The organism is Thioclava sp. DLFJ4-1, assembly GCF_002020145.1.
Taxonomy (GTDB): domain Bacteria; phylum Pseudomonadota; class Alphaproteobacteria; order Rhodobacterales; family Rhodobacteraceae; genus Thioclava; species Thioclava sediminum.
On the sequence record NZ_MPZT01000001.1, the window covers coordinates 1 to 20,038 of the forward strand.

At 64.8% G+C, this 20,038-nt stretch carries 20 protein-coding genes and 1 pseudogene; 13 read left to right on the top strand and 8 right to left on the bottom strand.

Going from position 1 to position 20,038, the window contains the following annotated elements:
* From BMI85_RS00005 to araD, 4 genes are all read right to left on the bottom strand, one after another.
* Positions 1–933 (bottom strand): aldehyde dehydrogenase family protein (locus BMI85_RS00005; protein ID WP_143594942.1); only part of this gene is annotated, 933 nt, incomplete at its 3' end.
* A 22-nt stretch (positions 934–955) separates the two neighbouring features.
* Positions 956–1,696, bottom strand: coding sequence for an SDR family oxidoreductase (locus tag BMI85_RS00010; RefSeq protein ID WP_078599063.1), 741 nt, complete (start codon positions 1,694–1,696; stop codon positions 956–958).
* The gene (locus BMI85_RS00015) at positions 1,696–2,595 is read right to left on the bottom strand and encodes a dihydrodipicolinate synthase family protein (RefSeq protein WP_078599064.1); all 900 of its coding nucleotides are present in this window, start codon (positions 2,593–2,595) and stop codon (positions 1,696–1,698) included. Before BMI85_RS00015 ends, BMI85_RS00010 begins: the two co-directional genes overlap by 1 nt.
* A gap of 10 nt (positions 2,596–2,605) precedes the next feature.
* Positions 2,606–4,348 carry an L-arabinonate dehydratase gene (gene araD, locus BMI85_RS00020; protein WP_078599065.1) on the bottom strand — a complete coding sequence of 581 codons (1,743 nt, stop codon included), beginning with the start codon at positions 4,346–4,348 and terminating at the stop codon, positions 2,606–2,608.
* A 241-nt stretch (positions 4,349–4,589) separates the two neighbouring features.
* On the opposite strand from araD, the gene BMI85_RS00025 reads away from it, so the two are divergent.
* The 5 genes from BMI85_RS00025 (at position 4,590) to BMI85_RS00045 (ending at position 10,074) form a co-directional block, all read left to right on the top strand.
* Entirely contained in the window at positions 4,590–5,639 is a 1,050-nt protein-coding gene (locus BMI85_RS00025; protein WP_078599066.1) for an ABC transporter substrate-binding protein, read from the top strand.
* A 79-nt stretch (positions 5,640–5,718) separates the two neighbouring features.
* Complete coding sequence (locus tag BMI85_RS00030) at positions 5,719–6,138, top strand: tripartite tricarboxylate transporter TctB family protein (protein ID WP_078599067.1); 420 nt, start codon at positions 5,719–5,721, stop codon at positions 6,136–6,138.
* 13 nt (positions 6,139–6,151) lie between these two features.
* The gene (locus tag BMI85_RS00035; RefSeq protein WP_078599068.1) at positions 6,152–7,669 is read left to right on the top strand and encodes a tripartite tricarboxylate transporter permease; all 1,518 of its coding nucleotides are present in this window, start codon (positions 6,152–6,154) and stop codon (positions 7,667–7,669) included.
* Positions 7,670–7,716: 47 nt separating this feature from the next.
* Positions 7,717–8,790 carry a LacI family DNA-binding transcriptional regulator gene (locus BMI85_RS00040; protein WP_246832454.1) on the top strand — a complete coding sequence of 358 codons (1,074 nt, stop codon included), beginning with the start codon at positions 7,717–7,719 and terminating at the stop codon, positions 8,788–8,790.
* 393 nt (positions 8,791–9,183) lie between these two features.
* Positions 9,184–10,074, top strand: a complete 891-nt coding sequence (locus BMI85_RS00045) for an endonuclease/exonuclease/phosphatase family protein (RefSeq protein ID WP_246832455.1) — start codon at positions 9,184–9,186, stop codon at positions 10,072–10,074.
* Between the two features lie 7 nt (positions 10,075–10,081).
* Here the strand turns inward: BMI85_RS00045 and BMI85_RS00050 are convergent, their stop codons facing one another.
* The 3 genes and pseudogenes from BMI85_RS00050 to BMI85_RS00060 all read right to left on the bottom strand — a co-directional run.
* Positions 10,082–11,461 carry an MBL fold metallo-hydrolase gene (locus tag BMI85_RS00050; RefSeq protein WP_078599070.1) on the bottom strand — a complete coding sequence of 460 codons (1,380 nt, stop codon included), beginning with the start codon at positions 11,459–11,461 and terminating at the stop codon, positions 10,082–10,084.
* Entirely contained in the window at positions 11,430–12,428 is a 999-nt protein-coding gene (locus BMI85_RS00055) for an LOG family protein (RefSeq protein ID WP_078599071.1), read from the bottom strand. Before BMI85_RS00055 ends, BMI85_RS00050 begins: the two co-directional genes overlap by 32 nt.
* Positions 12,429–12,707: 279 nt before the next feature.
* A pseudogene (locus BMI85_RS00060) lies at positions 12,708–13,269 on the bottom strand (transposase); the annotation flags it as partial.
* A 139-nt stretch (positions 13,270–13,408) separates the two neighbouring features.
* On the opposite strand from BMI85_RS00060, the gene BMI85_RS21280 reads away from it, so the two are divergent.
* The 8 genes from BMI85_RS21280 to BMI85_RS00095 all read left to right on the top strand — a co-directional run bounded on the left by BMI85_RS21280 (position 13,409) and on the right by BMI85_RS00095 (position 18,351).
* Positions 13,409–13,750 (top strand): cupredoxin domain-containing protein, encoded by a 342-nt coding sequence (locus BMI85_RS21280; protein WP_168174711.1) that lies wholly within the window; start codon positions 13,409–13,411, stop codon positions 13,748–13,750.
* A 27-nt stretch (positions 13,751–13,777) separates the two neighbouring features.
* A complete protein-coding gene (locus BMI85_RS00070) occupies positions 13,778–14,608 on the top strand; it encodes an FTR1 family protein (RefSeq protein ID WP_078520048.1) in 831 nt (276 codons plus the stop codon).
* A gap of 101 nt (positions 14,609–14,709) precedes the next feature.
* Positions 14,710–15,081 (top strand): hypothetical protein, encoded by a 372-nt coding sequence (locus BMI85_RS00075; RefSeq protein WP_078599073.1) that lies wholly within the window; start codon positions 14,710–14,712, stop codon positions 15,079–15,081.
* A gap of 56 nt (positions 15,082–15,137) precedes the next feature.
* Entirely contained in the window at positions 15,138–15,662 is a 525-nt protein-coding gene (locus BMI85_RS00080) for a sigma-70 family RNA polymerase sigma factor (protein ID WP_246832456.1), read from the top strand.
* Entirely contained in the window at positions 15,659–16,435 is a 777-nt protein-coding gene (locus tag BMI85_RS00085) for an anti-sigma factor (RefSeq protein WP_078599074.1), read from the top strand. Before BMI85_RS00080 ends, BMI85_RS00085 begins: the two co-directional genes overlap by 4 nt.
* Before the next feature lie 104 nt (positions 16,436–16,539).
* Positions 16,540–16,863, top strand: coding sequence for an SHOCT domain-containing protein (locus BMI85_RS00090; RefSeq protein WP_078599075.1), 324 nt, complete (start codon positions 16,540–16,542; stop codon positions 16,861–16,863).
* Positions 16,860–17,027, top strand: a complete 168-nt coding sequence (locus BMI85_RS21520) for a hypothetical protein (RefSeq protein ID WP_210402284.1) — start codon at positions 16,860–16,862, stop codon at positions 17,025–17,027. The genes BMI85_RS00090 and BMI85_RS21520 overlap by 4 nt, the downstream gene beginning before the upstream one ends.
* A gap of 4 nt (positions 17,028–17,031) precedes the next feature.
* A complete protein-coding gene (locus tag BMI85_RS00095) occupies positions 17,032–18,351 on the top strand; it encodes an MFS transporter (RefSeq protein WP_078599076.1) in 1,320 nt (439 codons plus the stop codon).
* A gap of 515 nt (positions 18,352–18,866) precedes the next feature.
* Here the strand turns inward: BMI85_RS00095 and BMI85_RS00100 are convergent.
* Positions 18,867–19,868 (bottom strand): hypothetical protein, encoded by a 1,002-nt coding sequence (locus BMI85_RS00100; protein WP_078599077.1) that lies wholly within the window; start codon positions 19,866–19,868, stop codon positions 18,867–18,869.
* Positions 19,869–20,038 lie beyond the last annotated feature (170 nt).

Sequence of the window (20,038 nt, forward strand, 5' to 3'; positions counted from 1 at the left end):
GCCGTCCTCGACCACGGCGATGCCCGGATTGGTGCAGAACTGGCCCGCGCCCATCGTCAGCGAGCCTGCCCAGCCGGTGCCGATCTCGGCGCCGCGCGCCTTCGCCGCTTCAGGCAGCAGGAACATCGGGTTGACCGAGCCGAGCTCGCCGAAGAACGGGATCGGCTCGGGGCGTTGGGCGCACAGATCGAACAGCGCGCGGCCCCCGCCCAAGCTACCAGTGAAGCCCACCGCCTTGATCAGCGGATGCTGCACGAGCCCTTGACCCACGTCACGGCGTCCGCCCTGGATGAGACTGAAGACGCCCTTGGGCATGTTGCATTTCTCGACTGCGGCCTTGATCGCCTCGGCCACGATTTCGCCGGTGCCGGGATGGGCGGAATGGCCCTTCACCACGACCGGGCACCCCGCGGCCAGCGCGGCGGCGGTGTCGCCGCCTGCCGTCGAAAACGCCAACGGGAAGTTCGACGCGCCGAAGACGGCCACGGGGCCGATCGGACGCTGCATCATCCGCAGATCCGGGCGCGGCAGCGGCTGGCGATCGGGAAGCGCCTCGTCATGGCGGCGGTCGAGATAGTCGCCGTTGCGAATGTGGCTGGCAAAGAGACGCAGCTGGCCCACGGTGCGGCCCCGCTCGCCATTCAGGCGCGCTTCGGGCAGACCGCTTTCCTGCGTACCGATCTCGGTGATCGCCTCACCGCGTGCGTCGATCTCGTCGGCGATAGTCTCGAGGAACTTAGCGCGGGTCTCACGGCTCGAATAGCCGTAGTCCCAGAATGCCTCCTCAGCTGCCTCGCAGGCCGCATTCACCATCTCGACCGTGCCGACGCAGAACTCATGGCTCGGCCCATGGGCTGGATCGGAAGAGAACGTCTTGTCGGTGCCGATCCATTCGCCAGCGATCAGGTGTTGTCCGTGCGGGGTGAAGGTCATGATGTCTCCTTTTCGCTGGGCGTCATCCGCGCCCGATGTAAGGCATGGCCGCGGCCATCACCGTCATGAATTGAACGTTCGCCTCGAGCGGCAGCTGCGCCATGTGCAGAACCGAAGCGGCGACATGGTCGACGTCGATCATCGGCTCGACCGCGATACGCCCGTCGGCCTGCGGCACGCCCTTGGCCTGACTTGCGGCCATGTCGGTGCGCGCATTGCCGATGTCGATCTGGCCGCAGGCGACATTCACCGCCCGCCCGTCGAGCGAGAGGCTGCGCGTCATGCCCGTGACCGCGTGTTTCGAAGCGGTGTAGGCGATCGAACCCGGCCGCGGCACCTGCGCCGAGATCGAACCGTTATTGATGATCCGCCCGCCCTGCGGCACCTGCGCCGCCATCCGTGAGAATGCGGCGCGCGCGCAGAGGAACATCCCGGTCACATTGGTGTCGATCACACGGCGCCACTGTTCGAGGCTCACCTCATCGACGCGGACCGATTTCAGTCCGACGCCTGCATTGTTGAAGAGCGCATCGATATGGCCCCATTCCGTCATCGCGCGGTCGAAAGCTGCCTCGACCGAGGCCTCGTCGGTCACGTCGCAGGGCAGCGCCAATGCCTTGGCGTCGCCCTGCCCCGCTTCGTTGAGCGCCTCTTCGCGCCGTCCGATCAGACCGACACGCCAGCCCGCAGCGAGGAAGGCCCGGGCAGTGGCGCGACCGATCCCGCCCGAGGCTCCGGTGACGATGATCGTGCGATCACGCATCAAACGAGTCCGTTCGCGCGCAGAAAGCTTTGCATCTTCGTCTGCTGCGTCTCGGTCAGCGGCCAGGCGGAGGGCGGACGCGTGGGCCCGCAATCGTGGCCCGTCGCGATCAGCGCTGCTTTCACGCCAGTCACATTGGTGCCGTTCAACTCCTCTGCGCGGATGTCCTCGAAGGGTTTCATTTCGCGGATCAGCGCGTTGGCCTTAACGTAGTCGCTCGCCTCGAGCGCGGCGTGGATCGCCATCGACCGCTCGGGCCAGATGTTGATCAGCCCCGAGGTGAAGCCGCGCGCGCCCACGGCGTAAAGCGCGGGCGCCCAGACCTCGGCCAGACCGCCCACCCAAGTGATCGAAGGATCGCAGGCTGCAATCGCATCGGCCAGTTTCTGCGGGTTCGGCGTCGCCCATTTCACGCCCTTCACACCGGGCAGATCGCAGAGCGCCTTGATCCCGTCGGTGCCGATCGCGTCGTTGCGCAGATAGAGCATCAGCGGCAGCCCGCCCCCGGCCTCGGAGACCTGACGGACATATTCCACCGTGCCGCGCGGCGAGACGAAAGGGTCCGGCGGCTGGTGCACCATCAGCGCCGACGCGCCCGCCTTCGCGGAAGCCTCGGCCAGCTTGCACGCATCGCGAATACCGCGTCCGACGCCTGCCAGAACCGGCGCGCGGCCATCCACCATCGCGGTGACTTCCGCGACCATCGTGCAGGCCTCGTCGGTGGTCAGCGCATAGAACTCGCCGGTATTGCCGTTGACGACAGGGATATGCATCCCCGCCCCCAGCGCGCGGTCGATGATCGGGCTCAGCCGATCGGGCGCGAGATTGCCGTCTTCGCCGTAGGGCGTCACGAGGATGCCCGAGATTCCGCCCAAGGCTTTGTCGAGATCGAAGCTCATGGAGCCCTCCTTAGAAAATGTCGGGTTCGCCTGCGGCTTGACCGAAATCGGCCTGCAGGAAGTCGAAGTCGCAGCCCTTGTCGGCTTGCGTCACGTGGCGCGAATACATCCAGCCCCAGCCCCGCTCGAAGCGCGGCTCCGGCGGCGTCCACGCAGCACGGCGACGCGCAATCTCGTCTTCGTCGACGAGCATGTCGAGCCGCCGGTTCGCCAGATCGAGCCGGACGATATCGCCCGTCTTCAGCAGCGCGAGCGGGCCGCCGACAAAGGATTCCGGGGCGACATGCAGCACGCAGGCACCGTAAGACGTGCCCGACATCCGCGAATCCGAGATCCGCAGCATGTCGCGATGCCCCTGCTTGATCAGCGCCTTCGGGATCGGCAGCATGCCCCATTCGGGCATCCCCGGACCGCCCAGCGGGCCTGCATTGCGCAGCACCATGACCGTGTCGGGCGTGACGTCGAGGTTCTCGTCATCGACCGCTTTTTTCATCTCGGGATAGCTGTCGAAGACCAGTGCCGGACCTTCGTGATTGTAGTATTTCGGATCGCAGGCCGCGGGCTTGATGACCGCGCCGTTCGGGCAGAGATTGCCCTTCAGCACCGCCAGAGAGCCCTCGTGATAGACCGGGTTCGACAGCGGCCGGATCACGTCGTCATTATACACCTGCGCCCCTTCGAGGTTCTCGCCGATGGTTTTGCCGGTCACGGTCAGGCAGGAGGTGTCGAGACGATCCTCCATCTGCTTCATCAGCGCGCGCAGACCGCCCGCGTAGAAGAAATCTTCCATCAGATAATCTTTGCCCGAGGGCCGGACATTGGCGACGAGTGGCGTGGTGCGACCCAGCTGGTCGAGATCGTCGAGCGTCAGGTTGATCCCTGCCCGCCGCGCCATCGCGATAAGGTGGACGACCGCGTTGGTCGAACAGCCGGTCGCCATCGCGACGAGAGCCGCGTTCTGCACCGCCGCTTCGGTGACGATCCGGTCGGGCGTAAGGTCTTCCCAGACCATATCGACGATGCGACGCCCACAGTCGGCCGACATCCGGTTGTGCCCCGAATCCACCGCCGGGATCGACGACGCGCCGGGCAGCGTAAGCCCCAGTGCATCGGTGATCGACATCATCGTCACCGCGGTACCCATCGTCATGCAGGTGCCCGCCGAACGCGCGATGCCGCCCTGCACGCCAAGCCACTCCTCGTCGGTGATATTGCCCGCGCGGCGCTCGTCCCAGAACTTCCACGCATCCGAGCCCGAGCCGAGGATCTTGCCTGCGTAATGGCCGCGCAGCATCGCGCCGGCGGGAAGGAAGATCATCGGCACGCCCGCGCTGATCGCGCCCATCACGAGACCGGGCGTGGTCTTGTCGCAGCCACCCATCAACACCACGCCATCGAGCGGGTGCGATCGGATCATCTCTTCGGTCTCCATCGCGAGCATGTTGCGATAGAGCATCGAGGTCGGTTTGGTGAAGCTCTCGTCGACGCTGAGCGTCGGCATCTCGACAGCGAAACCGCCTGCCTGCGCGACGCCGCGTTTCACGTCCTGCACCCGCTCGGGGAAATGGCTGTGGCATGAGTTCAGCTCCGACCATGTCGAGAGCACGCCGATCACCGGTTTGTCGCGATAATCTTCTTCGGAATAGCCCAACTGCATCATCCGCGACCGATGCCCGAAACTGCGCAGGTCATCGGGCGCATACCAGCGGGCGCTGCGCAGCTCGGAAGGCTGCTTGCGGATCGACTCGGTCATGTGTTCCTCCCGTATCTTCTCGTTTTGTGTATGCGCATTCATTTTAGACTGTCAACACGATTGCACGAACGAAACACCTTTATAAAGGCGCCAATCACGTTTTTGAGGATTCCATCAGCCTGATGATTGACAGAATGCATTTGCTATGCTGAAAAAGCATGTATGCGTATTCATGCGCCGGGCCACAGGAGCGAGGGCCCGACGAAAATTGCCGCCTCACGCGGCTCACTGGGAGGGAAACATGTCCATTAACCGTAGAACGCTACTCGTCACCGGCTTGGCGGCCGCGGCAGCCACGCGCCCCCTTGCGGCGCTTGCCGAGACGAAGCTGCCGCGCAACGTGCGCCTTGTGATCGGCTCTAAATCGACCGGCGGCGACACCTATCAGAACTCCGCCATCGTGGCCGATGCGCTGGCCAAGAAGCTTGGCATCAATGTGAAAGTCGACGCAGTCGGCGCATCCGCGGCCTTCAAAGCGCTCGATCGCGACAGCCGCGGCACCACCTGGATGATCTTCCACGATCAATCCTATCTCGGCTGGCTCTATGGCCAGACCGGCTACGAGAACCCCTTCGAGACCTATGCGGTCGGCCCGACCGTCGCGATCAACCCGGGCAACGCCTATCTCGTGCCGAAGAACTCGCCCTATCAGTCGATGGACGACATCTTCAAAGCGGCGGCCGACGGCACCAAGATCCGCGTCGCGATCCAGCCGGGTGGCGTCTCGGAAATCGGCTTCTCGGCGATGAAGAACGCCGCCAAGGTGATGAACCCGGGCTCGGAGAAGAACATCGTCGCGGTGAACACCGGCTCGCAATCTGACAAGAACCAGGCGATGTGGGACGGGCTGGCCGATGTGATCAACGGCTCGATCCAGGCAAACGAGCAGTTCACCCAGCTTCCCGCCGACGATCAGAAAGCGATGCGCTTCGTCTGGATCACCGCCCGCGAGAAAACGCTCGAACAGGCACCCGAGGAAGGCATGGGCAAGACGACCCGTGCGGACTTGCTGAAATACGCGAGCCCCGAGACCAACGTCACGCTCGACGGCAAGGAAGACTTCACCTTCGACAAGGAATTCTTCTTCCTGTTCAACAAGGACATGGACCCGGCGATCAGCAAAGCGGTCTCCGATGCGCTTGCCGAAATCTACAAGGAAGGCGAGATCGAGAAGCGTCAGAAGGCCGCGTTCTTCATCCCGAACTACCTGCCGACCGACGAGGCTCAGTCCCATCTCACCGAAAAAGCGGACACCTATAAGCAGGTGATCGAGGACATCACCTCGAGCTGATCCGCTCCGTTTTCGAAGGCCCGGCCGACCCGTTCGGCCGGGCTATTTTTCTCGCGCATCGCAATCTCGCGGAGGCCGCATGGGCAGCCTGACCCATATCAAGATCAACTTCGACACCTCGCATCTGATCTTTCCGACCATTATCGCCTGCATTCTCGCCCTGCTGGGCATCGCCATCGCGATCACGCATCGCCGCGCGATCCTCGCTTCGGGCGCGCATTGGCGCGGTATCTTCGCGCAGATGGACAAGCTGCGCTTCTTCGGCACGCTCGTCCTGCTGCTGGTCTATTTTTCGGCGATGGAGCCGGTAGGCAATATCTGGCCCAACACGGGCATGGGTTTCCTGCTCTGTTCGATCCCATTCGTCTTCCTGAACGGTCTCCTATTCCTGCATCAGCGCGGCTGGCGGCAGGTCTGGCCGCTCGCGCTGACCGCGCTGATCGCGCCCACATTCGTGTGGTGGCTTTTCGGCGACCTGTTCTACCTCACCCTGCCCTGATCGGACCCACATCATGGAATTTCTCGACCAGATCACCCCGCTCTTCGTACTGCTGACCGTCTCGGGGACGGTGGTCGGCATCATCTTCGGGTCGATCCCGGGCCTGACCGCCACGATGGCGGTCGCAGTCTGCCTGCCGCTGACTTATTCGCTGGGGCTGGTGAACGGCCTCGGTCTTCTGCTCGGCCTTTATGTGGGCGGCATCTCGGGCGGGCTGGTGCCAGCGATCCTGCTGGGCATTCCGGGCACGCCAAGCTCGATCACGACCACCTTCGACGGGCACCCGATGGCGCAGCGTGGCGAAGGGGAAAAGGCGCTCAAGATCGGCATCGTGTCGTCTTTCGTGGGCGGCATTCTCAGCCTTCTCGCGCTATTCCTGTTCGCGCCGGTGCTGGCCGATTTCGCGATCAAGTTCTCCTATGTCGAGAAATTCCTGATCATCTTCTTCGCCCTCACCGTGATGGCCGCACTGTCGTCGGACATGCTGCTGGGCATTTTTTCGGGCGTGCTGGGCATCTTCATCAGCCTGATCGGCACCTATGACGTCTCGAACGGCGGCAACGGCAAGGAGCGCCTGATCCCGCCGGGCACGGAATACTGGCTGCAGGACGGGTTCTCGCTGCTGCCAGTGCTGATCGGCCTCTTCGGTCTCGCGGCGATCCTGCAGGAGGCGGAGTATGGCGTACCCAAGGGCCAGTCGCTGAGCGACATCAAGGTCGGCGCACATTCGCGCTTCTCGTTCAGCGTCTTCAAGGGTCAGGCCCTGAACCTGATCCGCTCGTCCGGGATCGGCACTTTCGTGGGCATTCTGCCCGGTGTAGGTGGCTCGGCGGCGTCGATCCTGAGCTATACCAACGCCAAGACCTTCTCGCGCCATCCCGAACGGTTCGGCAAGGGCGAACCCGCGGGCATCATCGCCTCGGAATCGGGCAATAACGGCCTGACGGGGGGCGCGCTGGTCCCGCTTCTGTCGCTGGGCATTCCGGGCGACTCCACGACCGCGCTGCTGATCGGTGCTTTCACCTTGCAAGGCGTGCAGGTCGGGCCGCTGTTTATCTCGGACAATCCCGCGACGTGGGACATGATGATCTTCGGCATGCTGCTCGCGAATATTGCGATGTTCGTGGCGATGTATTTCGCGATCCGCTATCTCGCGCTCGCCGTCGCGATCCCGAAACACATCCTGTTCCCGGTCATTCTTATGATGTGTGTGATCGGTGCCTACACGATCAACTACGGGATCATGTTCGACGTCTGGACGCTGGCAATCTTCGGCTTCTTCGGCTGGCTGATGACCAAGCTGCGCCTCGAAGTCGCGCCCTTCATCATCGGCTTCATTCTGGGCCCGTCCGCCGAGGTCTATTTCGTCAAGACGCTCGAGAGCTTCGGCTCGGTCACGATCTTCTTCACCAAGAGCTGGATCGCGGTTGTCCTGTGGCTCCTGATCGTGGGGTCGGTTGCGGGCTCGATCTACTTGTCTCGCCGCGCAAAGCGGGATTCCGAAACGGCCAATCCGTCGCAGCCCGGCTAAGCGCGGAATGGTTGCGCAAATCGCGCAGATCGGGAAAAACGATGGGCATGATGGATACGGATCCCGAGCAAAGCCGAAAGCGCGGCCCCGGCGGTCGCGGCGGCGGCGGCGTGACCATGGCGACCGTCGGCAGGATTGCCGGCGTGTCGCAGGTCACGGTCTCGCGCGCGCTCTCGGACCCGTCCAAGGTCTCGCCCGCGACGCTCGAGAAAATCCGCGAGGCGATCCGCACCACCGGCTTCGTACCCAATGCCGTGGCGGGCGCGCTGGCCTCGAGCCGCTCAAAACTGGTGACGGCTCTGGTGCCGTCGCTCACCAACATCGTCTATTCGTCGCTGCTGCAATCGTTCAGCGCGACCCTGCGCGCCAACGGCTACGAAATCCTGCTGTCCGAAACAGGGTTCGAGCCTGAAACCGAAGAGGCACTGATCGCGACCCACCTCTCGCGCCGTCCCGACGCGGTACTGCTGACGGGCATCCACCACTCCGCACAATCGCGGCGGATGCTGATCGGCGCCGACATTCCCGTGGTCGAGGTCTGGGACATCACCGACACCCCGATCGACATCTGCGTGGGCTTCAGCCACGCCGAAGCGGGGCGCGCCGTGGCCAGCTTCGTGCGCAGCGCGGGCAGCCAGCGCGCCGCGACGGTCACCGCGAATGACGCGCGCGCGCATCGCCGCCGCGAGGCATTCACCCGCGATTTCGAGGCCGCTGGCGGGGAGCCGGTGACCCGGGTCGATTGCCCCGGACCGGCAAGTCTGGCTGCCGGTCGCGCCGGGCTCGCCGAGGCCATCGACATTCACGGCTTCCGCTCCGGCGTGATCTTCTGCAGTTCGGACCTGCTGGCCCATGGCGTCTTGATCGAGGCGCGAGTGCGCGGGATCGACGTCCCCGGCACGCTCTCGGTCATCGGCTTCGGCGATCAAGATTTCGCCGCCGATATCGCCCCGTCGCTCACCACGGTGCGGGTCGATCGCGATCGTCTCGGCCGCACCGCCGCAGAGGCATTGCTGGCACGTTTCGAAGGTCAGGACCCACGCCCCGCCGTGCGCGATCTGGGTTTCGAAATCATCGAGCGGCAATCTTTTCAGACCGGCCAGAGCCCTCGATCCATGTAAGACTATCGTTCCATTTCCAAAGCCACTTTCAGAAACATAGTTTGACACTCCCCGCCCTCCCTCTACGCGCCCGCCGCCGCGCACTCGGCCACACTCAGGCAGCTGTCGCCTCATCAGCGGGCGTCAGCATCCCGGCCTTGCGCAATCTAGAGACCGGCCGCGGCGCGATCGGCTCGCTTGCGCGGCCCCACTGGGGCCACAGCCCCCTCACACCGTGACACTCTCTTCCGGCTTGTGTCGCTTCGCAGCCATTCTGATCCTCCGTTTTCCTAAACATAACGGCGGATCCCTTCATTGGGGGAGGCTCGAAGGACGCATTCGCGCTGTTCCAAACCGCCCCGCCCATGCGATGCTGACGCCAAGATGCGGATCGCGAGCCTCAACACCCAAAACATGCGCCTGCTACCGAACCGGGAGCTGGGGCGGCTGCATGGGGCTTGGGACAGCGACGACCCCGAAGACCCGCGCCTCGATCCGATCGACCGGCGGCTGACGGCGGAACTGCTCGCCGGGATCGACGCCGATCTGGTCGCGCTGCAGGAGGTGTTCGACCTCGCGACGCTGGAGCACTTCCACGCGCGCTACCTGCTGCCCACCGGCACGCGGCCTTACCCCGAGCTGGTCTGCCTGCCGGGCAATGACGGGCGCGGGCTCGATTTGGCGGTGCTGTCGCGCCGCGCGCTGGGAGCGGTGCGCAGCCATGCCGCTCTGACGCCGGGCGATCTGGGGCTGGAGTTGCCCGAGGGCGTCGATCCCGAGATGCCGGTCTTCCGGCGCGATTGCCTGATGGTCGAAGTGGGCGCGCTGACGATGTTCATCACGCATTTCAAATCGCCCTACCCCGACGAGGCCGCCGCCTGGCGCACCCGGCGCCTTGAGGCGCTGGCGACACGGGCGCTGATCGAGCGGCACTTCGACGTTCCGGCCGAAGCGCTCTGGCTGATCCTTGGCGATCTGAACGAACCCGACGACCCCGAGCGCCCCCTGCTCCGCGCGACGGCGCCGCTAGAACACGGGTTCAGCGTGGATCTGATGGCGCGGATGCCGCGCCCCGAGCGCTGGACCTATTACGATCCGCATTCGGGGCGCTACCATTGCCCCGATGTGCTGCTCGCCTCGCCCGCGCTGGCCGCGCGCTACCCCGATGCGGTGCCGCGTATCCTGCGCAAGGGCTTGGGCACCGAGGCCGCCCGCTACGCTGGCGAGCACCTGCCCGGCATCGGCCGCCACCGCCCCCATGCAAGCGATCACGCGGCCGTCGCGATCGACCTGCCGGGGCTGTGAAGCGCGGCTAGAGCTCGAAGCTCTGGTGCAGCTCGGGCATCACGACCTTCGCCGGATCGAGCCCTTTCGCGAAGGCCTCCATCGACTTTTTCTCGCCATGCACGAGGAAGATCTTTTCCGGGTGGCGGGTGCGGGCCAGCCAGCGTTTCAGATCGCTCTGATCGGCATGGGCGGAGAAGCCGTTGATCGTGTGGATCTGCGCACGCACCGGGATCTCCTCGCCGAAAAGCTTCACGTGCTTCGCCCCGTCCACGATGATCCGCGCCAGGGTCCCTTCGGCGGCATAGCCCACGAAGATCACAGCACTTTCTTGCCGCGCGAGGTGGTGGCGCAGGTGATGGCGCACCCGCCCGCCCGTGCACATCCCCGAGCCCGCCATGATCACCGCCCCCGAGCGGATCTCGTTGAGCGCGATCGAGTCCTGCGTCTCGCGGGTGAAATGCAGCTCGGGCAGCTGGAACGGGTCGCGCCCCTTGCGAATGATCTCGGCCAGTTCCGGGCGCAGCGCCTCGTCATGGCGCGCGAAGATCCGGGTCGCCGAGATCGCCATCGGGGAGTCGAGGAACACCCGCAGCGATTTCTCGATCTCGTCCGAGGCCATCCCCTCGCGCAGGAACCACAGCAGCTCCTGCGCACGCTCCAGCGCGAAGGTCGGGATGATGACATTGCCGCCCCGCCCCGTGGTCGCGCGGATCGCGGCGAGGAATTCCGCGATTGAGGCCTCGAGCCCGCGATGGTCGCGCTCGCCATAGGTGGTTTCCATCACCACGATATCTGCATCCTCGGGCGGGTCGGCATCGTTGAGAAGCGGGCGATTGTCGGGGCCCAGATCGCCCGAGAACAGAACCTTTCGGGTGCGGCCATGCTCGGTCAGGTCAAGCCGGATCGAGGCCGAGCCGAGGATATGGCCCGCGTCGAAAAAGGTCGCCTCGATCCCGTCAAACAGCGAGAGCGTCTTGCGATAGGTGGCGTTGCGCCCGAACCGATCCACCGCATCGAGCGCGTCCATCGTGTCGTAAAGCGCCTCACGCGACCCGCCGCGCCGCCCATGGCGGTGATGATGGCGCGCCTCTTCCTCTTGCAGATGTGCCGCGTCGAGCATCACCAGTCGCGCCAGATCGCGCGTGGCCGAGGTCGCGATGATCTCGCCCTTGAAGCCGCGCTTGACCAGAAGCGGCAGCCGCCCGCAGTGATCGAGATGGGCATGGGTCAGCAGCACCATGTCGATCTCCGAGGGCTCGAATCCGAATTTCGCGGCATTATCCTCGGTCAGTTCCGAGCGGCCCTGGAACATGCCGCAATCGATCAGGATCTTGCGCCCCGCGCATTCGACGAGATGGCAGGACCCCGTCACCTCATGCGCGGCACCGTGAAATGAAATCTTCATCCTCTCCTCCCATTGGTTCGTCGATATTGCGACCGAACTGCGCATACCAACGCCCGATATCCTCCCAGATCTCATCGGCGCTTTCGGCATACCAGAACAGGTCGCGGTCCTCGGGGTCGATCACCCCCTCCTCCACAAGGAATTCCGGATCGAAGACCCGGCTCCAATAGTCGCGCCCGACAAGGATCACCGGCAGCGGGCGGATCTTGCGGGTCTGGATCAACGTGAGCGTCTCGAACAGCTCGTCGAGCGTGCCATAGCCGCCCGGAAACACCACCAGCGCCCGCGCGCGCATCAGGAAATGCAGCTTGCGCAGGGCGAAATAGCGGAAGCGGAAACACAGGCCCGGCGTGATGTAGGGGTTGGGGAATTGCTCATGCGGGAGCGTGATATTGAGCCCCACCGTGCGCGCGCCCGCATCATGGGCGCCGCGATTGGCGGCCTCCATCATCCCCGGCCCGCCGCCGGTGACGATCACCAGACGGTTGCCATGCGTGCCCTCGCGCGCACCGACGATCTGGCCGAAAGCGCGGGCGACGTCGTAATAGCGGCTTTTCGCGACGACGCGTCTGGCGATCTCGACGCGACGGGTCAGATCGTCATTGCTGGGATCGGCCGCGCTGCGGGCCTCCATATCGGCCAGCTTCTCGCGCGCGGCTTCCGGTTCGGGGATGCGGGTGCCGCCGAAGACCACGATGGAATGGGCGATGCCCTGTTCGCGCAGCAGCGTCTCGGCCTTCTGGTAATCGAGCTGCAGGCGCGGGCCGCGCATGTCGTCGCGGTTGAGGAAATCGACATCCTCATCGGCCTGCAGGTAGTTCGGATGCGCCATGATCTCGCGGATCAGATCGGGGGCGCGGACATCCTCGTGGCCGGGCTTGGGCTGGCACCACGGGAGATCGACCTCGCGCGCCACGTCATCGGCGGGCTGGGGCTTGGCGCTGTCCTCTTCGATTGTCTCCGACATCGGCTCCTCCTCGATTACCGAACCGGCAGGCTTGCGGTGGCAAGCTTGACGATCTCCTCGGCGCAGGCAAGTCGAACCTTGCGATACGAGTCCACGGTGAAAAATCTTCGAACCCTCCCTGTCGCCAGAAAGGGCAAAATTGGACGACTTCTACGCCGCCCGCAGCAGGCGCATCCCGCCGATACCGTGACCGACTTTTGCTCCGCCGTTCTCACGCAGCGTTCTCACAAAAACAGATGTCAGCTTAGGGCCGACCGCTACCCGCTCGGTGGCCTGGGCGGAGAGCCGCCCTTCGGCCTCGGGCAGGCTGCTCAGCAGGGCCGCAGCACCGGCGTAGTCACTGACCTGGCCGGCTGTCATGAAGAACTTGATCGGGCGGCCGTTCGCGTCCGTGACGGCATGCAACTTGGTGTTCATGCCACCCGTTCTCAGGAAAACGATCCCCCGGATCGTTTTCTGATCTTCGAACTCCGCCCAATCAGCGTGCCACGCCCCCCCTTTTCAACCGCAGGCTTGAAGCCGTGCGGTGCGCCTTGAGATAGGTGCGCAGGCTCACTCGAACGCATGGCGTTCGCCTGCTCACATCGATCATCACTGTCTTCCGGTCGGCGGCCTCGGAAGCAAGCCCCTCCATCATCCGGGCGAAAATACCCCGTTCGTGGCTTCTCTCGGACCAGTGGCGTTCAGCCACTCACCTCCAGCGCTTCCATCGGTTGCAGAGGGTCTTAAGTGGACCATACTCTGGCGGCGCATCGGACCAACGCAAGCCATTACGATTAATGAATATTATTCCGCTCATGACCCGCCGGTCATCGACCCGCGGTTTGCTTTGGCTCTTTGGAAGTGAGGAAGGTCAGACGCGGCCCGTTCAGCGTCGAGCGCCTATTTGCGGGCGAAACAGCTTAGCATTTTTATCGGGAATTATTGACCCAAGTATTTTTGTCGGTTATTCGACGGGCGAACAGACAAGCAGGAACATCATGACCCGTATTTCACGCATCATTCCCGCGTTCATCGTGCTGGCCTGTGCGCCGGCCCTTGCCGTGGCAGATGAAGCCGTTCCCACGATCACCCTGACAGACGGGGTCATCGCTCCGCAAATGATCGACCTGCCAGCGGACACCGGGGTGACGCTCACCGTTTCCAATACCGGCAAGACTGCAGCGGAATTCGAGAGCAAGCGCCTGCGTATCGAAAAGATCATCGCGCCGGGCCAGACCGAGACGATCGACCTTCCGGCACTACCTGCTGGCAACTATCCCTTCGTCGAGGAATTCCACGAGGATCTCGACACCGCCAAGGGCACGATCGTCGTCAAATAATCCATCTTCCACCCGCAGGAGAATGTCATGGACGGACAGATCATCTTCATCCTGTGGCGCGAAAGCGTCGAAGCGCTTCTCGTCATCGGCATTCTCGCGGGCTGGCTCGCGCATGAAGGCGCCGGACGTCGAGCGGCACGCTTCCTTTGGGGTGGCGTGCTGACGGGGCTCGCGCTGGCGCTTACCTTTGCGCTGACGCTGTTGGGCTTCTCGAAGCTTCTGTCGGCGGATGTCCGGCAGGACCTGATGACGGTGATGGTCTTCGTCGCAGCCGGGCTGATCGTGCAGATGGTGGTCTGGATGCGCGGCCATGGCCGCACACTGAAACGCGACCTCGAGGCCGGGCTGAAAGCCGCCGCGATACGCCAAAGCTGGTGGGCGGTCTTCATTCTCGCGATGGCGGCAGTGGCACGCGAAGGCTCGGAAACGGTGGTCTTCCTCTATGGCTCGCTAGCGGCAGCGAAGCAGAGCGAGATGGCGGGGGTTCTGGCCTCGATCGCCGTGGGCGTGGCAGCCGCTGGGGCAAGCTATGCGGCGCTGCGGGCCGGGGCGCGTTTCATGCCGTGGCGCGGCTTCTTCCGGGTGTCCGAGGTCATGCTGCTGCTTCTGGGCGCGGCGCTTTTCACCACCGGTGTCGATGATCTCGTCTCGGCAGGCATCCTGCCCTTCGGCGCGCCGCTCTGGGATATGAGCGCGGTGCTCGATGACGGGGGCCGTCTTGGCGGGCTGATCTCGGCGCTGACCGGCTATCGCGCCGCGCCGGACGCCGCGACACTGGGCGGCTGGATCGTCTACTGGGCAACAGTCGCAGGTATCCTGCGCTGGCAGAGCCGCAGCCTGCAGGCCCGTCTGGCCTGAGGCTCGTCCTTACAATTCAGATTTTTTTGCCCCGGCCGGGATTATTCCCGCGCCGGGGTCGTCTTCTTCCCTACAGGACCCAATTCCGAGAGGAGAGGAAGATGAAACGATTTCTGCTGACCACTGCCGTTTTGCTGGCCGCGAGCTTTGCGCAAGCCGATCCCGCCAGTGTCACCGACACCGCCAAGGGGCCCACGCTGGTCGATTCCGCGGGCATGACGCTCTACACTTTCGCGAAGGACAGCGAGGGCATGTCCGCTTGCAACGGTCCTTGCGCGACCAACTGGCCGCCGCTGATGGCCACCGCCGAAGATCAGGCGACGGGCGACTGGAGCGTAATCACCCGCGACGACGGCACGAAGCAATGGGCGTATAAGGGCCAACCGCTGTATACTTGGAAGAACGACATGAAGCCGGGCGACGTGACCGGCGATGGCGTCGCCAATGGCGCCTGGAAGGTCGCCCAGCCCTGACGCAATCTCCGGGCGGCGTTCCATCGAGGCCGCCCGGTCGAACAAGGCCCGCCCATGTGACCCTTCGCACCCGCCATCTGATCGAGGCGCAGATCCCCGCGCTGCGCCGCTTCGCCTTCGCGCTGACCCGCGAGCGCGATGCGGCGGATGATCTGGTGCAGGACTGCCTCGCGCGGGCGCTGACGCGCTGGCACCTGCTGCGCTCGGAGGACAAGCTGCGGGCCTGGCTGTTTCGCATTTTGCGCAACCTTTACCACGATGCGCATCGTCATCGCGCCCGGCGCCCCGAGGCGGGTGCCGTCGATCCCGACGATCTCGCCGGGACGACGGCCGATGCCGAGACGGTCGTGTTTCTCGGCGATGTGCTGGGGGCTCTGGCGCGCCTGCCGATCGAGCAGCAGGAGGTATTGCTTTTGGTCGGAGTGGAGGATTTCAGCTATGAGGCAGTCGCCCGGATCCTCGACCTGCCCAAGGGCACGGTGATGTCGCGCCTTGCCCGCGGACGAGAGGCGCTGCGCGAGATGACCGGCCATGACCGCCCCGACCGCCCGCGCCGTCCCCATCTGCGGAGGCTCAAATGACAGATCCCCATGCGGAAACCAACATGCTGAACGAGGCGGAGCTGCACGCCTATCTCGATGACCGGCTCCCGCCCGAGGCCCGCGCCCGGGTGCAGACGAAGCTCGCGGCGGACCCCGCGCTGGCGCAGCGGCTCTCCGCGATGCGCGCCGATCGCGACGCCCTGCGCGCGGCCCTCGCGCCGATCCACGCTGCGCCTATCCCGGCGCGGCTACGCATCGCCCCGCCGACCCGGCCTGTCTGGACACGGATGGCGGCCGCTTTGGCGCTCTTCGCTGCAGGGCTTGGCGCCGGTTGGGAGCTGGCGCGTCAGGATGGGAGCGCCCCACCGACCGCCCCACTGAGAGAGCTCGCCCGCGAGGCACAGGTCGCCCATGCGGTCTATACGGTGGAGGTCGTCCATCCGGTCGAAGTCGCCGCACGGGAGCGCGATCACCTGATGGCCTGGCTGACGAAGCGGCTCGACCGCAAGCTCGTCGCCCCGGACCTCTCGGCGCAGGGCTACAGCCTCGTGGGCGGGCGCCTGCTGCCCGCCGATCAAGGCCCCGCCGCGCAGCTGATGTATGAAACCCAAGCGGGGGCGCGGCTGACGCTCTATGTCACGGCGCTGTCCACCGGAGAGACCGCGTTTCGCCTGACCGAAGGGGCGGATGGTGTGGCGAGTCTGATCTGGGTGGATCGGGGCTACGGCTTCGCCTTGTCCGCACCTTTGAGCGGCACCGCGCTCTGGCCGATCGCCGAGGCGGCCTACCGGCAACTCGCCTTCAGCCAATGATTTTTCTGCGCTGTGGCGTCCTTCGGAGCGCGCCGTTGATCTGGCTCAATGTCCGGCACTCATCAAAGGTGTATCGACGCCAAAACAAACGTGTGGAGGCGACTATGATCAAACTTTCTCTTTTCACTGCATGTCTCGCACCCCTTGCTCCGGCAGTCGCTTTCGCCGATGCGCCGGGCGGCTATGCAGAGGGCTATTACGGGCATCCGATGATGTGGGGCGAAGGCTACGGCTTCTTCGGTGTCGGCATGATGGTCGTGTTCTGGGGCGTGCTCATCGTCCTCGCCGTGCTTGCCGTGCGCTGGTTGATGGAGCGCGGACCGGGCCGGAGCCAGAGCACCGCCCTCGACATTCTCAAGGAACGCCTTGCGAAGGGAGAAATCGATCCCGAGGAATATCAGGCCCGCCGAAAAGCGCTCGAAGAATGATCGGGCTGCGCTCGGAGATCAGCCTCGGCGAACGGTTGCGAGCCGTCGGGCCCGATCTCCCGAGCGCCAAGCTGGCCCCTTCCCATGACCGCTTGGATCAGGGCCGCGACCCGAAGACCGAGATGGGTCGCTTGGAACACAAGGCCATTTCAAGCTATTCATGAGCCCATGCTCTCCATCCTCGCAGACAGAACCTATCGCCATCTCTTCGCCGCGCAGATCGTAGCGCTCCTCGGCACCGGGCTCGCCACGGTGGCGCTCGGGCTGCTGGCCTATGATCTGGCGGGGGACAATGCGGGGATGGTGCTGGGCACGGTCTTCACGATCAAGATGGTCGCCTATGTCGGCATCGCGCCGGTGGCAGGCGCCTTCGCCGACAGGGTGAACCGACGGGCGCTTCTGGTCACGCTCGACCTTGTCCGCGCCTGCGCGGCGCTGGCGCTGCCGTTCGTGACCGAGGTCTGGCAAGTCTATGTGCTGATCTTCGTGCTGCAATCGGCCTCCGCCGCCTTCACCCCGACATTTCAGGCGACGCTGCCGGATGTGCTGCCGGAAGAAGAGCGCTACACCCGAGCGCTTTCCCTGTCCCGACTGGCCTATGACCTTGAGAATATCGTCAGTCCCACGCTCGCGGCGCTGCTGCTCGCGGTGATGAGCTATAACAGCCTGTTTCTCGGCACGGTCGCGGGGTTTGCGGGCTCGGCCATGCTGGTGGTGTCGGTGATCCTGCCGAGCCCGCAGGCGGCAACCCGGCGCGGCATCTACGACCGAACCACACGCGGTATCCGGATTTACCTCGCGACCCCCCGGCTGCGCGGGCTTCTGGCGGTTAACCTCGCCGCGGCCGCGGCGGGCGCGATGGTGCTGGTGAATTCGGTCGTGCTGGTGCGCGGCGGGCTCAACCTCTCGGACAGCGATCTGGCCTGGACGATGTTCGCCTTTGGGGCAGGGTCGATGCTGGCGGCGCTCGGCTTGCCGCGCCTGCTCGAGAGCGTGCCGGATCGCCCGGTGATGCTGTCCGGTGCAGCCGTGATGATCGCCGCGCTGCTCGGCCTTGCCGTAGCGATCTCGGCCATCGGGCTCAGCTGGCCTCTGCTGCTCGCGGCATGGCTGGCGACGGGCCTGGGCTATTCGGCAGTGCTGACTCCGTCGGGTCGCTTGCTGCGACGGTCCTCGCATTCGGAGGATCGACCGGCCCTCTTCGCCGCGCAATTTGCGCTGAGCCATGCCTGCTGGCTGATGACCTATCCGCTCTCCGGCTGGCTGATGACCAAGTTCGGCGCGGTCCCTGCGCTTCTCGGGCTCGCAGGGGTGGCGACGTTCGGCCTGATCGTGGCGCTGCGAGTCTGGCCCTCCGGCGATCCGGTCACGCTGGAACATCGCCACGACAATCTCTCGCCGGATCATCCGCATCTTCAGGGCCAACGCACGCATCGCCATCCGCTGGTGATCGACGATCTTCACCCGCATTGGGGCACTCGCTTCTGAGGCTCAGGCGGTCGCGAGCGGCAGTCGCACGAGACCGCACCGACGACCCGACAGAGTCTTCGCGGCAGATCGAAAATTACGGGGTAACATTTTCACCATGCAGCAATCGGTCTTCTGCCGCAGGAATTATTAACGGCCACTTTGGGCCGTTCGCAGCACCTGAAGGGAAGGACGGAAAGCTGACATTCGCTGCGCTTCTGCCGAATGTCGGCTTTCTGCTGTTCAGCGACATCTCGTTCTTCTGGCTATGGCGCGGTTATTCGCTGCGTGGTGCGCAAATCGCCGGAAGCACCGGGACGATCGTCACGACATCAACCAAGAAAGCATTCATGGGCTGTAAGAAAGCTCCGCAAAGCACTCGACGGAGCGCACAGACGGTGGCCGCCCTTCACTCTTTGGGCATTACATTCGCTCCCCGATAGCTCCGGACATGCAGCGAAAGAGGGTGGCGGAGAAACGCAGCGCAAGCCTCTGGAATGCGGTGCGCACCGTGAGATCACGGAGCCCGAGTGCGATCACCGCTCTTTGCGACGCCTGACGGACACGATGCAGTCGGAATGATCGGGGTGCAAGGCGGGCAAATCGCGCCCGAGCACATCGACCGCGCCGACATGGCGGAGCGCTCCGCTGACCGCGACCTCGCCGTCGATAAAGCGTTTGCGCTTGCCGTGGCCGCTCGCGATGCAATTCCACGAACCGCCTCCGTCAGCGGACGCAAAGCGCGGCGGATCGTGCGGCGCCTGGCGACCGGCCGTGTGTGTGACGTGCTGCTTGCCAAGGGCGGGCTGCTGCACCGACGGGGCATGCGTGACCTTTCCGCCCGTCGAACTGGTCATCATCACGCCAACCGGTCGCGGCTTCGGGCGCGGCACCATCACCGGCACGGCCTGCGGCGTGGCTGTGGGCACTTGGCCGGGCACCATCTGCGGCGAGGCGACCGGCGTTGCGACCTTGCTCGGCGCCAGCACCGGCGTGGATTGTCGCATCGGGGTCGGCACCGCGTAGGGCGCCTGTTGGGGGATCGCCTGCGGCGTGGGCTGTGGAACCCGGCCGTAGCCTCCGAAAGTTTGTCCCGGGTTTGCCTGCACGATGATCGAGGCGGGCACTCGGCCATAGCCGCCAAAGGTCGTCGGAGGGTTCGGCACCACGATGATAATGGGCAGCCCCTGCCCGGTGAAGGACGGCGTCGCAATCGGTTGAATGGTCGGCACCGGAGAGACACCGGTGACGGTCGTAGGCGTCAGCGGCTGGATGACGTAGGGCAACTGGCCCGTTCCGGTGAAGGACGGGGTCTGCAAGGCCTGAGGCGGGTTCACCGGGCCGACGCCAGTCAGCACAGTTTGCGGCACTGGCTTGATCACAGTCAGCAACTGCCCCGTGCCGGTGAAGGACGGTGTCTGCAACGGCTGAGCCGGGTTCACCGGGCCGACACCGGTCAGGACGGGTTGCGGCACAGGCTTGATCACGATCGGCAACTGACCCGTGCCGACGATCGGCGCGCCCGGCTGTCCCTGCACGGTCGGAACCGGGCCATACCCTGTAGTGACCGTCGGCTTTGTAGGAACGACATTGATGATCGCGGGAACGGTGGGAAGGGTTGGTTGAGTGCCCGTCGTCGGAAGCTGGGTGGTCGTCGGGATTGTCCCCGGTGTTCCCGTGCCGGTGCCTGTCCCGCTCGGCCCGCAAT

Bases quoted from the DNA above. Each gene is read 5' to 3' on its own strand.
- BMI85_RS21520 (WP_210402284.1), top strand. From the start codon at position 16,860: ATGATCGGGCTGCGCTCGGAGATCAGCCTCGGCGAACGGTTGCGAGCC.
- BMI85_RS00070 (WP_078520048.1), top strand. From the start codon at position 13,778: ATGGACGGACAGATCATCTTCATCCTGTGGCGCGAAAGCGTCGAAGCG.
- BMI85_RS00040 (WP_246832454.1), top strand. From the start codon at position 7,717: ATGATGGATACGGATCCCGAGCAAAGCCGAAAGCGCGGCCCCGGCGGT.
- araD (WP_078599065.1), bottom strand. From the start codon at position 4,348: ATGACCGAGTCGATCCGCAAGCAGCCTTCCGAGCTGCGCAGCGCCCGC.
- BMI85_RS00010 (WP_078599063.1), bottom strand. From the start codon at position 1,696: ATGCGTGATCGCACGATCATCGTCACCGGAGCCTCGGGCGGGATCGGT.
- BMI85_RS21280 (WP_168174711.1), top strand. From the start codon at position 13,409: ATGACCCGTATTTCACGCATCATTCCCGCGTTCATCGTGCTGGCCTGT.
- BMI85_RS00050 (WP_078599070.1), bottom strand. From the start codon at position 11,461: ATGAAGATTTCATTTCACGGTGCCGCGCATGAGGTGACGGGGTCCTGC.
- BMI85_RS00090 (WP_078599075.1), top strand. From the start codon at position 16,540: ATGATCAAACTTTCTCTTTTCACTGCATGTCTCGCACCCCTTGCTCCG.
- BMI85_RS00025 (WP_078599066.1), top strand. From the start codon at position 4,590: ATGTCCATTAACCGTAGAACGCTACTCGTCACCGGCTTGGCGGCCGCG.
- BMI85_RS00015 (WP_078599064.1), bottom strand. From the start codon at position 2,595: ATGAGCTTCGATCTCGACAAAGCCTTGGGCGGAATCTCGGGCATCCTC.
- BMI85_RS00035 (WP_078599068.1), top strand. From the start codon at position 6,152: ATGGAATTTCTCGACCAGATCACCCCGCTCTTCGTACTGCTGACCGTC.
- BMI85_RS00075 (WP_078599073.1), top strand. From the start codon at position 14,710: ATGAAACGATTTCTGCTGACCACTGCCGTTTTGCTGGCCGCGAGCTTT.
- BMI85_RS00055 (WP_078599071.1), bottom strand. From the start codon at position 12,428: ATGTCGGAGACAATCGAAGAGGACAGCGCCAAGCCCCAGCCCGCCGAT.
- BMI85_RS00030 (WP_078599067.1), top strand. From the start codon at position 5,719: ATGGGCAGCCTGACCCATATCAAGATCAACTTCGACACCTCGCATCTG.
- BMI85_RS00085 (WP_078599074.1), top strand. From the start codon at position 15,659: ATGACAGATCCCCATGCGGAAACCAACATGCTGAACGAGGCGGAGCTG.
- BMI85_RS00095 (WP_078599076.1), top strand. From the start codon at position 17,032: ATGCTCTCCATCCTCGCAGACAGAACCTATCGCCATCTCTTCGCCGCG.
- BMI85_RS00045 (WP_246832455.1), top strand. From the start codon at position 9,184: ATGCGCCTGCTACCGAACCGGGAGCTGGGGCGGCTGCATGGGGCTTGG.